The sequence below is a fragment of the Pantoea sp. nfd-35 genome, from assembly GCF_056892255.1.
This window is the reverse complement of record NZ_CP122403.1, coordinates 731613-745613: the sequence shown is the minus strand read 5'-3', so window position 1 is coordinate 745613 and position 14001 is coordinate 731613. Positions and strand designations below refer to the sequence as shown.

Annotated in this window: 14 protein-coding genes; 8 read left to right on the top strand and 6 right to left on the bottom strand. The window is 59.4% G+C overall.

From position 1 onward, the window contains the following. The first annotated feature begins 51 nt into the window (after positions 1 to 51). The 3 genes from pcaH to P9J57_RS03595 are packed head-to-tail and all read left to right on the top strand — an operon-like array spanning position 52 to position 2402. Entirely contained in the window at positions 52 to 792 is a 741-nt protein-coding gene (gene pcaH / locus P9J57_RS03605) for a protocatechuate 3,4-dioxygenase subunit beta (RefSeq protein ID WP_210476236.1), read from the top strand. Beyond that, positions 789 to 1409: a protocatechuate 3,4-dioxygenase subunit alpha gene (pcaG, locus tag P9J57_RS03600; RefSeq protein WP_013027214.1), complete on the top strand. Its 621-nt coding sequence runs from the start codon at positions 789 to 791 to the stop codon at positions 1407 to 1409. Before pcaH ends, pcaG begins: the two co-directional genes overlap by 4 nt. Positions 1410 to 1469: 60 nt before the next feature. Continuing rightward, positions 1470 to 2402 carry a LysR substrate-binding domain-containing protein gene (locus P9J57_RS03595; RefSeq protein ID WP_013027215.1) on the top strand — a complete coding sequence of 311 codons (933 nt, stop codon included), beginning with the start codon at positions 1470 to 1472 and terminating at the stop codon, positions 2400 to 2402. Between the two features lie 9 nt (positions 2403 to 2411). On the opposite strand, the gene pcaDC is transcribed toward P9J57_RS03595, so the two are convergent. From pcaDC to P9J57_RS03570, 5 genes are read right to left on the bottom strand one after another with little or no spacing between them, the layout of a single operon-like run. Continuing rightward, a complete protein-coding gene (gene pcaDC, locus P9J57_RS03590; RefSeq protein WP_435674031.1) occupies positions 2412 to 3551 on the bottom strand; it encodes a bifunctional 3-oxoadipate enol-lactonase/4-carboxymuconolactone decarboxylase PcaDC in 1140 nt (379 codons plus the stop codon). Then, positions 3551 to 4891, bottom strand: a complete 1341-nt coding sequence (locus P9J57_RS03585; protein ID WP_275233682.1) for a 3-carboxy-cis,cis-muconate cycloisomerase — start codon at positions 4889 to 4891, stop codon at positions 3551 to 3553. The genes pcaDC and P9J57_RS03585 overlap by 1 nt, the downstream gene beginning before the upstream one ends. A 3-nt stretch (positions 4892 to 4894) precedes the next feature. Further along, entirely contained in the window at positions 4895 to 6097 is a 1203-nt protein-coding gene (pcaF, locus tag P9J57_RS03580; RefSeq protein ID WP_028715805.1) for a 3-oxoadipyl-CoA thiolase, read from the bottom strand. 10 nt (positions 6098 to 6107) lie between these two features. Next, on the bottom strand, positions 6108 to 6761 hold the full coding sequence (locus tag P9J57_RS03575) for a 3-oxoacid CoA-transferase subunit B (protein ID WP_275233681.1): 654 nt from the start codon (positions 6759 to 6761) through the stop codon (positions 6108 to 6110). A gap of 10 nt (positions 6762 to 6771) precedes the next feature. Beyond that, a complete protein-coding gene (locus P9J57_RS03570) occupies positions 6772 to 7461 on the bottom strand; it encodes a 3-oxoacid CoA-transferase subunit A (protein ID WP_014594624.1) in 690 nt (229 codons plus the stop codon). Between the two features lie 186 nt (positions 7462 to 7647). Here P9J57_RS03570 and P9J57_RS03565 point away from each other — a divergent pair, with 186 nt between their 5' ends. From P9J57_RS03565 to P9J57_RS03555, 3 genes are all read left to right on the top strand, one after another. Next, complete coding sequence (locus tag P9J57_RS03565) at positions 7648 to 8454, top strand: IclR family transcriptional regulator domain-containing protein (RefSeq protein WP_423461462.1); 807 nt, start codon at positions 7648 to 7650, stop codon at positions 8452 to 8454. A 77-nt stretch (positions 8455 to 8531) separates the two neighbouring features. Continuing rightward, positions 8532 to 9722, top strand: coding sequence for a cystathionine beta-lyase (gene metC / locus P9J57_RS03560; protein ID WP_042676737.1), 1191 nt, complete (start codon positions 8532 to 8534; stop codon positions 9720 to 9722). Positions 9723 to 9939: 217 nt separating this feature from the next. After that, the gene (locus P9J57_RS03555) at positions 9940 to 10602 is read left to right on the top strand and encodes a DedA family protein (protein ID WP_013027223.1); all 663 of its coding nucleotides are present in this window, start codon (positions 9940 to 9942) and stop codon (positions 10600 to 10602) included. A 12-nt stretch (positions 10603 to 10614) separates the two neighbouring features. Here P9J57_RS03555 and P9J57_RS03550 read toward each other — a convergent pair whose 3' ends face one another. Further along, on the bottom strand, positions 10615 to 11523 hold the full coding sequence (locus tag P9J57_RS03550) for an AraC family transcriptional regulator (protein WP_014605038.1): 909 nt from the start codon (positions 11521 to 11523) through the stop codon (positions 10615 to 10617). Between the two features lie 192 nt (positions 11524 to 11715). Between P9J57_RS03550 and dkgA the strand changes: the two genes are divergently transcribed. Continuing rightward, positions 11716 to 12543, top strand: coding sequence for a 2,5-didehydrogluconate reductase DkgA (gene dkgA / locus P9J57_RS03545; RefSeq protein ID WP_014594626.1), 828 nt, complete (start codon positions 11716 to 11718; stop codon positions 12541 to 12543). A gap of 503 nt (positions 12544 to 13046) precedes the next feature. Continuing rightward, positions 13047 to 13982 (top strand): flagellin N-terminal helical domain-containing protein, encoded by a 936-nt coding sequence (locus P9J57_RS03540; RefSeq protein ID WP_014594627.1) that lies wholly within the window; start codon positions 13047 to 13049, stop codon positions 13980 to 13982. Positions 13983 to 14001 lie beyond the last annotated feature (19 nt).

Here is a 14001-nt window from a genome sequence, read left to right as displayed (position 1 = left end):
TTGCGCTTCCTACACTTCCCGCTCTGTACCGAAAATAATAAGGATGCCTGGATGAAAAATGACTGGCCCGCCCGCGAACTGGTTCATCGTGACTATCGTGATCACCCACCGGCGCTTGCGCCTTTGTATAAAACAAGTCTGCTACGCTCGCCACGCAATGCGCTGATTTCTTTGCAGAATTCGCTATCCGAAATCACGGCACCGGTGTTCACCCAGCAGGAGCTCGGACCACGAGACAGTGACCTTATCCTCAATTACGCCAAAGAGGGTTTACCCATCGGCGAACGGATTATTGTGCATGGCTACGTGCGGGATGCATTTGGTCAGCCGGTGCGCAACGCGCTGGTTGAGGTATGGCAGGCCAATGCCGGGGGGCGCTATCGTCACAAAAAAGATCAGTATCTTGCGCCCATCGATCCAAATTTTGGCGGGTGCGGTCGCATGCTGACCGACGATAACGGCTACTACTGCTTCCGCACCATTAAGCCCGGTCCCTACCCGTGGCGGAATCAGGTGAGTGACTGGCGTCCGGCGCATATTCATTTCTCACTCTCTGGCGAAGCCTTTGCCCAGCGCCTGATTACCCAGATGTATTTCGAGGGCGATCCGCTGATCGGCCGCTGTCCCATTGTTCAGTCAGTCGGCAGCGAAGCGGCCTTGCGCACGCTGATTGCCGAGCTGGATACCCACTCTGCCGTGCCACTGGACTGCCTGGCCTACCGCTTTGACCTGGTCCTGCGCGGGCACCGCGCAACCTGGTTCGAAAACCGCACTCAGGGGGCAGCATCATGAAACGCTATCTTGCCGAAACGGCGTCACAAACCGCCGGACCTTATGTGCACATTGGTCTGGCGCCCCATGCGGCGGGCTTCGACATTTTTGAAAACAACTTCAGTGAGGTGCTGACCCAGCCGGAAACGCGCGGCGAGCGCATTGTGGTAGAAGGCTGCGTTTACGACGGTTCCGGCACGCCGGTGCGCGACGTGCTGATTGAAGTGTGGCAGGCGAATGCCGAAGGGCGTTACAACCATCCCGCCGATCGGCAGCACGATAAGCCGCTGGACCCGGCGTTTCGTGGCTGGGGACGGACCTGCTCCGACTTCGACAGCGGGATCTGGCGTATCAAAACGATCAAACCCGGTAGCGTGACCGGGCGCGACGGCCGCCCCATGGCGCCGCATCTTAACCTGTGGATTGTGGCGCGCGGCATTAACATCGGACTGAACACCCGGCTCTACTTCGCCGATGAACAGGCGGCAAATGACGCCGATCCGGTACTGAATGTGATCGAATGGGAGAAGCGACGTCGCACCTTGCTGGCGCGGCGTGAACAGCGCGGCGACGAGACGGTCTACCGGTTCGATATCTGGCTGCAGGGTGAAAACGAAACCGTGTTCTTTGATGTCTGAACCTTAATCTGCCCACGACAATGTCCTTGCCGCTTCGGCGGCAAATTCATAACATGAGTCATGGATAGGGTTTCCCGGTTTAGTCAGCGCGTGCGCGTGCGCCATCTTCACGCTTTTGTGGCCACTGCACAGCAGGGGACGCTGGGGCGCGCCGCGCTCCATCTGGGGATTACCCAGCCCGCCCTGTCCAAGACCCTCAACGAACTCGAATACCTTGCCGGTGAGCCGCTGTTGCTGCGCAGCCGCCAGGGGACGGAACTCACCGCCAGCGGCACGCGATTCCTGCACGATGCCATCCGTATTCTCGATGCGCTGAATATTGTGGACCAGGTGATGCGTCCCGGCAGTGCGCCGCAGCCCGGACCGATGCATATTGGCGCACTGCCTACCGCCATTGTCAGCGTGGTGGCGCCGGTATTAGCCGGCCTGCAGCAGCACTATCCGGGCTGGCGCATTCAGGTCAGCACGCTGGCGAATGATGCGTTGCTGATGGGGATAAAATCAGGGCAGATGGCGCTGGGGATTGGGCGCATGGCTGAACCCGTATTGATGGATGGCCTGAACTTCGAGCTGCTGTATCTGGAAACCCTGCGTCTGGTTGTGGCCCCACATCATCCTCTGCTGCATGCTGGCGTAACGCTGGCTGAAGCCCTGAGCTGGCCGCTGATCCTGTCTCCACGCGGCACGGTGCCGCGCCAGAATGCCGAATCGCTGATGACCAGCCATGGCCTGAGATTACCGGATGGCGCAGTGGAAACCCTGTCAACCACGCTGGCCCGCCGTCTGACGCTGAGCCACGGCTACGTCTGGCTGGTGCCCTACGGCGCGGTGCGCGACGACCTGACCAGCAACCAGCTACGCACGTTGCCGCTTCCCAGCCAGGGGATGGCTGAGGCGGTCGGCATCCTGACCCGCCAGCAGCACGCGCCACCACCCGAGCAGCTGCAGCTGGTGGCGGCCTTGCGGCAACGGGTGCTGGACGTGCCTGTCTGACAGCGCAGTTTACTGGGCGCTGTCCTGCTCATCGAAAACGCTCTGCGCCAGATGGAACGCGGCGTTGGATGCTGGCAGGCCGCAGTAGAGCGCAGCATGCATCAGCAACTCTTTGATTTCATCCCGGCTGACGCCGTTATTGAACGCGGCCCGCAGGTGCATTTTCAGCTCCGCTTCGCGGTTGAGCGCAATCAGCATGCCGATGGTGATCAGGCTGCGCGTGTGGCGAGTCAGGCCGGGCCGGGTCCAAATCTCGCCCCAGGCGTAGCGGCTGATAAAGTTCTGGAATTCGTCATTCAGCGGCGACAGGTTTTCGAGCGTACGCTCAACATGGGCGTCGCCGAGCACCGCCCGGCGTACGGTCATGCCCTGCTGGTAGCGCTGCTGCTGGGTCAGCTGTGCGTCAATAAAAGGCTGCAGCGCGCGGTTAAACGCCAGCCAGACCTCGACGCTGGACAAGTGCGAGGCGGGCAGCACGACACGCTGCGCGCCCGGGATCTGTTCAGCCATGCTGTCAGCATCGGCCAGTGTCGTTACCCTGTCGTCACGCCCGGCAATCACCAGCACGGGTAATGAAATCGCCGCCAGTTCGTGGCGCAAATCGGCTGTCGCCAGGGCTTCACAACAGTCAGCGTAACTGTCGGCGTCACAGGCACTGAGCTGGGATACCAGATGGTTTACCGTCGCAGGCGCACGTTCACAGAAGGCCGGGGTAAACCAGCGTGCCGCCGCGCCCTCTGCAATGGCGGCCATGCCGTACTGACGAGCCTGCGCGGCCCGCTCTCGCCAGGCAGCCGACTCGCCGATCTTTGCCGCGCTGTTGGCGATCGTGAGCGTGATCAGGCGTTGCGGATGAAAACGCGCCAGCCAGAGTCCGGTCAGCCCGCCCATTGAAATGCCGCAGAAGTGCACCCTGTCGATGCCCAGTTGGTCCAGCAGCGACAGGACCGCCATCCCCAGCTGTTCCAGCGAGCGGGTTTGTCCGTTCGGTGCCGAAGCACCGTGGCCGGGAACGTCGTAACGCAAAAGGCGATACGTCCCTATCAGCGCATCACGCTGCGGCTGCCACATCTCGGACGTTGTGCCTAAGGAGTTACTGAATAAAATCACCGGGGCATCGTCTGGCCCCTCAAGTACGTAATGCAGCATCATGTGGCCCTCGCAGCCGCTAAAACCTGGTGAATAAAGCGTGACGCGCTGCCCGTGGCGTTCGCCGGATCAAGCAGCCTCTCCAGTTCGGGCCGACTCAGGTGCGAGGCAACGGTTTCATCCGCGCACAGGACGGTCAGCAAACGCTGCTGCGTCGCCAGCGCCCGACGGCAGCACTGTTCAATATGATGATGGGCCTGCTGCCGTCCCAGCGCGTCTGCCAGCGCCAGCGTGACCGCTTCCGCCATGATGAGCCCCTGTGTCAGGCCGAGATTGCGTTGCATGGCTTCTTCATGGACTTCCAGTCCGTCGATCAGCTCTGTGCTGTGTACCAGCGCCGCGCCGCTGAGCATAATCAGCTGCGGCAGGCTCTGCCACTCGGCCTGCCAGCCGCCCAGCGCACGCTCGTGCTCCTGAACCTGACCGGCATACAGACCTGACATCAGGGCCGGCACCCGGTTGGCCGCGCTGAGAATCGCCGCGCTGAGCACCGGATTCCGTTTGTGCGGCATGGTAGAAGATCCCCCGCGCCCCGGCGCCAGGGGTTCACTGACTTCGCCGACTTCGCTCTGCATCAGAAGCGACATGTCCCGGGCCAGCTTGCCCAGCGTACCGGTAAGACCGGCATACCAGCCCGCCAGCTCGGTGATTCTGTCGCGCTGCGCATGCCAGGGCGTAGCGCTTCGCGGCAGCGCCAGCACATCAGACAACGCCTGCTCGACGCGTTCGCCCTTTTCCCCCAGGGATGCCAGCGTGCCCGCCGCCCCGCCAAACTGCAGCGCCAGCACCCGCGGCCGCATGGCCGCCAGTCGCGCACGAAAACGCACCAGCGCATCCAGCGTGCCCGCCAGCTTCAGGCCTAACGTCACCGGCAGCGCGTGCTGCAGCCAGGTCCGGCCGACCATCAGCGTCGTGCTGTGCCGCTCGCACTGAATCGTCAGGGCGGCAATCAGCCGATCCAGCAGCGAAGCCGTGTCGTTAAGCGCGGTGCGCAGTTGCAGCATCAGTCCGCTGTCGATCGCATCCTGACTGGTTGCGCCCCAGTGCACATAGCGCGCGGCCTCGGGCGACGCCGCCGCAACCACGGCAGTGAGCTGTTTAACCAGCGGAATCGCCAGGTTGCCCGCCAGGCCCGCCGCCTGCGTCAGCGCCGCCGTATCGATCGCCTGCGCCTGGCAACAGGCCTGAATACAGTGAGCGGCGGCGTGATCGATCACGCCTGCCGTGGCCAGCGCCTGTGCCAGCCCGGCTTCGAAATCCAGCATTCCCTGTAACAACGCCGTATCGCTAAAGCAGTCGTCAAGGGGAGAGGCCATAAACATGGCGCGGTAAAGAGACATTGGTTATACCCGTTCCAGAATGAGTGCGATGCCTTGCCCCACGCCCACGCACATGGTGCACAGCGCGTAACGGCCGCCCGTGCGCCGCAGCTGATACGCTGCGGTCATGGCCAGCCTGCCGCCTGACGCGCCCAGCGGATGTCCCAGCGCAATCGCGCCGCCGTTGGGATTCACATGGGCAGCATCATCGGCCAGTCCCAGTGCGCGCGTCACCGCCAGCGCCTGGGCAGCGAAAGCCTCATTTAATTCGATCACGTCCATTTGCGCCAGCGTCAGGCCACTTTGAGCCAGCACTTTACGCACGGCAGGCACCGGGCCATAACCCATAATGCGCGGCTCCACACCACAGGCCGCCATCGCCACCACCCGCACCAGCGGCGTGAGTCCATGTTCTGCCGCCGCGCGCTCGCTTGCCAGCAGCAAGGCGCAGGCCCCATCGTTAATGCCCGATGCGTTACCCGCCGTCACGCTGCCGTCCGGGCTGACCACGCCTTTTAAGCCCGCCAGCGCCGCCAGCGAGGTGCTGCGCGGATGCTCGTCACAGGTGACGTTCAGGGCTTCGCCTTTGCGCTGAGGGATGCTCACCGCCATCAGTTCGTCACTAAACAGCCCCATTTCCTGCGCCCGTGCGGTACGCAACTGACTACGTAGGGCAAAAGCATCCTGATCGGCGCGGCTGATAGCGAAATCACGCGCTACGTTTTCTGCCGTTTCCGGCATGGTTTCGACACCAAAGCGGGCGCGCATCTGCGGGTTGATGAAGCGCCATCCCATCGTCGTGTCTTCCATTTTCAGGGAACGGCTAAACGCGCTGTCTGCTTTGCCGGTCACAAAGGGCGCGCGCGACATGCTCTCCACGCCGCCCGCTATCATTATTTCGGCCTCACCGCATTTGATCGCCCGGGCGGCCGTGCCGATGGCATCCAGCCCCGAGCCGCACAAACGGTTGAGCGTGGTGCCCGGCACGCTGGACGGCAGCCCGGCCAGTAACAGCGCCATGCGCGCCACGTTACGGTTGTCTTCTCCCGCCTGATTTGCGCAGCCGTAAATCACATCGTCAATAGCCTGCGCCACCGAAGCCGGCTGGCGGGCTAACAGCGCCGCTAAGGGTAAAGCAGCCAGATCGTCAGCACGCAGGCTGGCAAGCGCGCCCGCGTAACGGCCAAAGGGCGTACGGAGTGCATCGCAGATAAACGCCTGTTGCATCAGCTTCTCCTCAGGCGGTAGCCAGTTCAGGTTGCAATAAACGCACCGGCGTTAACGCCTGCAGCGCATCAAAACTCAGCCCGGGGCAGCACTCCACCACCAGCGGGCCCTGTGGGGTAATATCGATCACGGCCATATCGGTATAGAGGCGACTGACGCAGCCCAGACCGGTAAGCGGATAGCTGCACTGTTTGACCAGCTTGCACTCCCCTTTTTTGGTCAGGTAATCCATCATCACATAGACTTTGCGCGCGCCGATGGCGAGATCCATCGCCCCGCCTACCGCAGGAATCGCGTCTTGCGCCCCAGTGCTCCAGTTAGCCAGATCGCCGCCGACAGACACCTGATAGGCCCCCATCACGCAGATATCCAGATGCCCGCCGCGCATCATGGCAAACGAGTCGCCGTGGTGGAAAAAACAGCCGCCAGGCAGCAGCGTTACCTGCTCTTTCCCGGCGTTGATCAGCTCCGGATCCTCCTCTCCGGTGACGGGAGCGGGCCCCATGCCGAGGAGCCCATTCTCGCTGTGCAGGAAGATATCTTTATCTGCAGGCAGATAGTTGGCAATGCGGGTGGGCAGGCCGATGCCCAGATTGACGTAGGCACCCTCAGGAATATCGCGCGCCACGCGCTGTGCCAGTTGGTCTCGGGTGAGTTTTTGCATAGCCTACTCCTCAGGCGGAAAGGGTCAGGGTCACGGGATTAGCCACGGCCACCAGCCGCTGCACAAAAATGCCCGGCGTGACGACGTTTTCAGGATCGAGCTGGCCGAGCGGCACCAGTTCTGCCACCTGCGCAATCGTGGTCGTAGCGGCCATGGCCATCACCGGACCAAAATTTCGTGCCGCTTTGCGGTAAACAAGGTTGCCCCAGCGGTCGCCCTGATGCGCTTTGATCAGGGCAAAATCAGCCTTGAGCGGCTTTTCAAATACGTAATGACGACCGTCGATTTCACGGGTTTCTTTGCCCTCCGCCAGCGGTGTACCAAAGGCGGTTGGCGTGAAAATCCCCCCCAGCCCGCTCCCTGCCGCCTGCATTCTGGCGGCAAGGTTGCCCTGCGGCACCAGCTCCAGTGCAATTTCTCCCCGGCGATAGCGTTCGTCGAACACCCAGGAATCGACCTGGCGGGGAAAAGAGCAAATCATCTTCTCAACACAGCCGGCCTTCAGCAGCGCGGCCAGGCCACTTTCGCCGTTGCCCGCGTTGTTGCTGATCACCGTCAGCCCGCGCACGCCATGGTCAATCAGCGCATCAATCAGCTCCAGGGGCTGGCCTGCGGGTCCAAATCCGCCAATCATGATGCTGGCCCCGTCCGGTATCACCGCAACGGCCTCTGCCAGCGTTGCCACACTTTTATCGATCATCTGCTCTTCCTTTCGCCCGGCACAGGCCGGCTTGTCGTGAATAGCCAAAAAGTAGATCGCTCTGTGACAGCAAACAATACCGATAATCGAAATAGTGTGCGATTATCGGTCACTGACGGGATAAAACAGGACATTGTGATCGCGCACACAGGCGTGCGTGCATCAAGCCACTGACAGGAGAAAACCATGACGGATGAACAACAACGACTGCGCAGTAACAGCGATCCCTGGAAAGGCGATCCCAATTTTATGGCCTCCCTGGCGCGGGGACTGGAAGTGCTACAGGCGTTTACGCCACAGCGCCGCCTGATGTCCGTGTCGCAAATCAGTCAGCGTACGGGCATTCCCCGTGCGGCCGTGCGGCGCTGTCTGTATACGCTGAGCAAGCTAGGGTTTGTGTATGCGGAGGATGGCAAAAACTTTGAACTGCGTCCGCGCGTGCTCTCTCTCGGCCACAACTGGTTAGGCGCAACGCCGCTTGCCAGCGCCTCGCAGCCGGTTTTGCGTCAGCTCAGCCAGACGCTGAACGAGTCCTGTTCGATGGCGGTACTGGACGGGGACGACATTCTCTACATCGCCCGTGCGTCGGCATCGCGCATTATGACGATTGACCTGCACATCGGCAGCCGCCTGCCTGCCAGCACCACCTCCATGGGAAGAGTGCTGTTAAGCGGCCTGGCCAGTGAACCGCTTAACGATTACCTGGCGCGCTTGACCCAGCTGCGTTATACCAGTCATACGTTGGTAAGCAGCAGCGCGCTGCGTGAAGAACTGGCGCGCGTCAGGCAGCAGGGCTACGCCATTAACGATCAGGAACTGGAAATCGGGCTGCGATCTCTCGCCGTGCCGCTCAGCGCGCCGGGGGGCCGAATAGTGGCCGCGCTCAACGTGGGCGTGCATGCCGGGCAGGTTTCTGCCGATACGCTGCGCCAGCACCATTTGCCGCTGCTGCAGGAGGCGGCCCGGGAAATCTCCCTGCTGCTGCGTCAATAATCTGTTTTGCCCCTCAACGTCGCTGCAAAATTCGTGGTAACGTGAAGGCTGAGTTGCAAGCGGCAAAGTAGAGAGTTATGACCACGAAAAAAATTGATACCACCCTCGTCAGCGCTGGACGCAACAAGCGTTATACCCAAGGCTCGGTGAATGCGGTCATTCAGCGAGCCTCTTCACTGGTTTTCGATAGCGTTGCAGAGAAAAAACGGGCCACCGCAGGGCGCGCGAAAGGCGAACTGTTTTACGGCCGTCGCGGCACCCTGACGCATTTCGCCTTGCAGGATGCCATGACGGAGCTGGAAGGCGGCGCGGGCTGTGTTCTCTATCCTTGCGGCGCGGCAGCCGTCTCCAATGCCATCCTCGCGTTTGTCGAAGCGGGCGACCACATTTTAATGAGCGGCGCCGTTTACGAACCGACTCAGGACTTCTGCACAAAAATACTCAGCAAGCTCCAGGTCTCGACCACCTGGTTTGATCACTGTATTGGTCACGACATCGCCGCGCTGATTCAGCCCAATACCCGCGTGGTTTTCCTGGAATCTCCTGCCTCCATCACCATGGAAGTGCAGGACGTGCCGGCTATCGTTGCGGCGATACGCGCTAAAGCGCCAGACGCCATCATTATGATCGACAACACCTGGGCGGCAGGCGTGCTGTTCAGCCCGCTGGCCCTGGGCGTGGATATTTCTATTCAGGCTGGAACGAAATACCTGATCGGCCACAGTGACGCCATGATTGGCACCGCTGTCGCCAACGCCCGCTGCTGGGACCAACTGCGCGAAAACAGCTACCTGATGGGCCAGATGGTGGATGCCGATACGGCTTACATGGCAAGCCGTGGCTTACGTACGCTGGGCGTGCGCCTGCGCCAGCATGAAGAGAGTGCGCTGCAGGTCGCAGAGTGGCTTTCTGCGCGCCCTGAAGTGGCGCGTGTTAACCATCCGGCGCTGCCCTCGTGCCGCGGGCATGCATTCTGGCAGCGTGACTTCACCGGCAGCAGCGGTTTATTTTCATTCGTGCTGCGGCAAAAACTGAGCCGTGAACAGCTGGCGAATTATCTCGACCATTTTCATCACTTCAGCATGGCTTATTCCTGGGGTGGATATGAGTCACTGATTTTAGCCAACCAGCCCGAAGAGTTAGCGGCCATTCGCCCGGCCGGTGGCGTTGACTTTGAGGGGACGCTGATACGGCTCCACATTGGTCTTGAGCATGTCGATGATCTGCTGGTCGATCTTGAGGCAGGCTTTGATCGCCTGACGCGCTAAAATAGTAAACATGATATAAACCAGGCGCCGACCGTCGTGATATTACACCCGGTCATGGCTGGTTAGCTGTTAACATTCGATCTATAAAAAAGTGTTCAGTCAGCAGAAGAACCGCAACATTTTACCCCTTCACCGCGCAATGCTGTGGTGGGAAGTAAGAGGTCAGCCAGGTCTGAACAGAACAATTGAGTTTCATTTTGACGTAATGGGATAGCTAATGGGTGTTTTACACGAGATTGTGCACGCGCTTTGGCATCAGGACTTTGCCGCGCTGGCCAATCCAGAAGTGGTCTGGATCGTTTACAGCGTAATGTTTATGACGCTATTCCTGGAAAATGGTTTGTTACCTGCCTCTTTTTTGCCTGGCGACAGCCTCTTGCTACTGGCCGGTGCCATGGTGGCTAAAGGCGTGATGGACTTTTTCCCGACGCTGGTGATACTCACGGTCGCCGCCAGTCTGGGCTGCTGGCTGAGTTATCTGCAGGGGCGCTGGCTGGGCAACACGAAGCTGGTGAAGAGCTGGCTGATGCAGCTGCCGGCGCAATATCATCAACGCGCCTGGAATATGTTCAACCGCCATGGTCTGATGGCGCTTCTGGTTGGCCGCTTTCTGGCGTTTATTCGTACCCTGTTGCCTACCATGGCGGGCATTTCCGGACTGTCTAATGCCCGTTTCCAGCTGTTTAACTGGCTCAGCGGCCTGCTCTGGGTCGGCATCGTGGTCACGCTGGGTTACGGTATCAGCCAGGTGCCCTTTATCAAACGTCATGAAGATCAGGTCATGGCGATCCTGATGATACTGCCGATGGTGCTACTGGTGGTCGGCCTGGTCGGCAGCGTCATCGTGATCTGGAAAAAACGTCGCCAGAAACACGCCTGACAGCGGGTAGCGTCAGGCGGGCGGTTCGGCCACCGTCTGGCGCACCCGATTCACTTCCTCTCCCGGCGTCACGCCAAAATAGCGTTTAAACTCACGCGAAAATTGCGACGGACTTTCATAGCCAACCCGCACGGCCGCCACGCTGGCTTTCAGGCCATCGTGCAACATCAGCAACCGCGCCTGATGCAGACGATAACGTTTAAGGTACTGTAACGGCGACGTCTGCGTGACGGCCTTAAAGTTATGGTGAAACGCCGACACGCTCATGTTCACTTCCGCCGCCAGCGCATCCACGCTGAGGTTATCGGCATAGTGATTCTCAATGCGGCGCAGCGCGCGGGCGATCTGGCTGAACTGCGTCTGCCGACTCACCAGCGAGAGCAGCGCGCCGCCTATCGGCCCGGTCAGCACGTAATAAATAATCTCCCGCACAATATGCGGCCCCAGCACGCGCGCATCGCGCGGCTGCGTCATCACATCCAGCAGGCGTTCTGCGGCACACAACATGGGCTCGGTTAACCAGCCGGAGTGAATACCGGAGGTGAGCGGCTGTGGCTGAAACCCTTCGTCGTCACCTATATCCATCAGCAGATCCTGCAGACTGGCCGTGTCCACGCGTAAACACATTCCGGCCAACGGCTGCTCCGGTGAGGCCCAGGTTTCGCATTCGACCGGCAAGGGCACGGTCAGCATTAAATATTTTGTGGCGTCGTACTGAAAAACCGTACTGCCGAGATAGCCGGTTTTACCGCCCTGAAACAGAATGACGATGCCCGGCTGATACATGATGGGCGTGCGCGGACGATACTGATCGGCGTAAATCAAAGAAACGTTTTCTACCGGACAGCGCTGGTGACGGCCATGTGTCATCAGCGTGACCACCTGCTGAGCCAGACGTTGGCACAATGCGTCGTGAGGCATAATCACTCCAGAAAATAAAACAGCAGTTTGCCGCGCGCCTGGTTAATTCGCCAGCAAAATGGAGAATCAGGCAAGAAGTTTACAGGATCAGGCAGGGTTATCCTGTGCGGTTCACAGGCAGCCTGAAAATTGTTAGCTAGACTTAAGCACAGCGAGGATTCACTGGTTTACTGCAAATGTAAGGAGCATGTTATGGCAGACCAACCCATTATCAAACTGCACGATGGTAACATGATGCCGCAACTGGGACTTGGCGTGTGGCAAGCCAGCGTCGAAGATGCCCGTCATGCCGTGCTGAAAGCGCTGGAGGTCGGCTATCGCTCAATTGATACCGCCGCCGCGTATAAAAATGAAGAAGCCATAGGTCAGGCGCTACAGGAAACGGAGGTCGCGCGTGACGATATCTTTGTCACGACCAAGCTGTGGAACAGCGACCAGCAAAACGTTCAGCAGGCGCTGGAAACCAGCCTGGAAAAACTCAAGCTGGATCAGGTTGACCTCTATCTGATGCACTGGCCGTGTCCAGAGAATGATCACTACGTTGAAGCCTGGAAACACATGATCGCGCTGCAGCAGCAGGGCCTGGTGAAGAGCATCGGCGTGTGCAACTTTAATCAGCCGCACCTGAAGCGGCTGCTGGAAGAGACGGGCGTGACTCCGGTCATCAACCAGATCGAGCTGCATCCCATGCTGCAACAGCGCACGCTCCATGCCTGGAACGCCATGCACCAGATTCAGACTGAATCCTGGAGTCCGCTGGCCCAGGGCGGTGAAGGCGTATTCGATCAGGACATCATCAAATCGCTGGCGAAAAAATACGGTAAAACCCCGGCGCAAATCGTCATCCGCTGGCACCTGGACAGCGGCCTGGTGGTGATCCCTAAATCCGTCACGCCTGCGCGCATTGAAGAAAATTTCAAGGTGTTTGATTTCCGTCTGGATAAGACGGAAATGAGCGAGATTGCGAAGCTGGACAGCGGTAATCGCCTGGGGCCTGACCCGGATACGTTCAACGGCTGACCATCGCCTGCCTCGACTTAACAAGAGAGTGGGTACGCATCGCCTCTCCCGGCTGGGGGAGGCTTTTTTTATGGCTGCGCGGGAGCGGGGAGTTTTAAGATTTTTTAAAATCTGTGTCAAAGGACATCATTGATGATCAGCCTGCGTCAGACGCATTCGTCTTCTCCGGCACAAGATGAGCGGCTCGCCAGCACATCGCCACATCCTGCGCCTCGTTAAGTCAAATCCCCCCTCTAAAACCTTGCCTTATCCGCCAGCAATACGGTTATCTGTGCCGTTTAAAAACGGGCTCAGCCTGCTGGTGGCTCCGTTTCCTGTTAGCGCGTCACGCTTTGCAACACACCGCCGGGCTGACTGACTGTGCCGGTCTGATAACCGGGGTGATAATGATTAACGTTATGATCTTTTAGCCTGGCTCTGCTGCCCGCCCACCCCCGTTCAAGGGTTCGCGGCATTAAGGCGCAGTGAAGTAAAGCGTAACGTTATCAACCCAGGAGCCTGTCATGTCGGTTATCAATACCAATATCCTGTCATTGATCGTTCAGAATGACCTTTTCCTTTCGCAAAACGCGATGTCGACGGCCATTGAACGCCTCTCTTCCGGACTCCGCATTAACAGCGCTAAAGATGATGCTGCCGGGATGGCGATAGCTAACCGTCTGACCTCAAGGATCAACGGAATGACGGTTGCCACCCGAAACGCCGGTGAGGGTATTTCGCTGTCACAAACCGCTGAGGGCGCGCTCGATGAAATAAACAACAACCTGCAACGTATACGCGACCTCACGGTACAGGCACAAAATGGAAGCAACTCCGCTGCGGATATCGACTCGATTCAGACCGAAGTGAACCAGCGCATGGAGGAAATTAACCGCATTACGGCGCAAACGGATTTCAATGGCATTAAGGTGCTGAATACCGGATCGGGTGCGTCCGAGTATCGCTTTCAGGTCGGTGCGGAAGACGGTGAAACCATCAGCATCGATATTGATTCGAGTGACCGGTACAACCTGCTAAAAGCGGGAACAACCGGCACCACGCTCAACGTCCGGCAGATGACATCAGGTGATACCGTTAACGGGGCCGCACGTACGGTTGCCGCAGAGGGTTTTGACGTTCTGAAAGGCGCAGTGACTGGCGGAGCGAACGGGACAGCGACGGGGAACTCGCCTCTGACTGATATTGACCGGGCGATTCAGTTCGTTGACACGCAACGCAGCATGATGGGGGCAGACCAGAACCGCTTTCAGTCCGCTATCGCCAACCTGGGGAGCATGGTGACCAACCTCACTGCCGCACGGAGCCGGATAGAGGATGTTGATTACGCGACAGAAGTATCGGCGCTGTCACAGGCGCAGATTTTACAGCAGGCCGGCGTAGCGATGCTGGCTCAGGCCAACCAGATGCCCCAGTTGATGCTGCAGCTTCTTCGGTTTTAATCTCCGAAGGGCACGGGCA

What these genes read in the sequence shown, in the direction of transcription:
- pcaH (WP_210476236.1), top strand. Translation starts at nt 52, where the DNA reads ATGAAAAATGACTGGCCCGCCCGCGAACTGGTTCATCGTGACTATCGT.
- pcaG (WP_013027214.1), top strand. Translation starts at nt 789, where the DNA reads ATGAAACGCTATCTTGCCGAAACGGCGTCACAAACCGCCGGACCTTAT.
- P9J57_RS03595 (WP_013027215.1), top strand. Translation starts at nt 1,470, where the DNA reads ATGGATAGGGTTTCCCGGTTTAGTCAGCGCGTGCGCGTGCGCCATCTT.
- pcaDC (WP_435674031.1), bottom strand. Translation starts at nt 3,551, where the DNA reads ATGCTGCATTACGTACTTGAGGGGCCAGACGATGCCCCGGTGATTTTA.
- P9J57_RS03585 (WP_275233682.1), bottom strand. Translation starts at nt 4,891, where the DNA reads ATGTCTCTTTACCGCGCCATGTTTATGGCCTCTCCCCTTGACGACTGC.
- pcaF (WP_028715805.1), bottom strand. Translation starts at nt 6,097, where the DNA reads ATGCAACAGGCGTTTATCTGCGATGCACTCCGTACGCCCTTTGGCCGT.
- P9J57_RS03575 (WP_275233681.1), bottom strand. Translation starts at nt 6,761, where the DNA reads ATGCAAAAACTCACCCGAGACCAACTGGCACAGCGCGTGGCGCGCGAT.
- P9J57_RS03570 (WP_014594624.1), bottom strand. Translation starts at nt 7,461, where the DNA reads ATGATCGATAAAAGTGTGGCAACGCTGGCAGAGGCCGTTGCGGTGATA.
- P9J57_RS03565 (WP_423461462.1), top strand. Translation starts at nt 7,648, where the DNA reads ATGACGGATGAACAACAACGACTGCGCAGTAACAGCGATCCCTGGAAA.
- metC (WP_042676737.1), top strand. Translation starts at nt 8,532, where the DNA reads ATGACCACGAAAAAAATTGATACCACCCTCGTCAGCGCTGGACGCAAC.
- P9J57_RS03555 (WP_013027223.1), top strand. Translation starts at nt 9,940, where the DNA reads ATGGGTGTTTTACACGAGATTGTGCACGCGCTTTGGCATCAGGACTTT.
- P9J57_RS03550 (WP_014605038.1), bottom strand. Translation starts at nt 11,523, where the DNA reads ATGCCTCACGACGCATTGTGCCAACGTCTGGCTCAGCAGGTGGTCACG.
- dkgA (WP_014594626.1), top strand. Translation starts at nt 11,716, where the DNA reads ATGGCAGACCAACCCATTATCAAACTGCACGATGGTAACATGATGCCG.
- P9J57_RS03540 (WP_014594627.1), top strand. Translation starts at nt 13,047, where the DNA reads ATGTCGGTTATCAATACCAATATCCTGTCATTGATCGTTCAGAATGAC.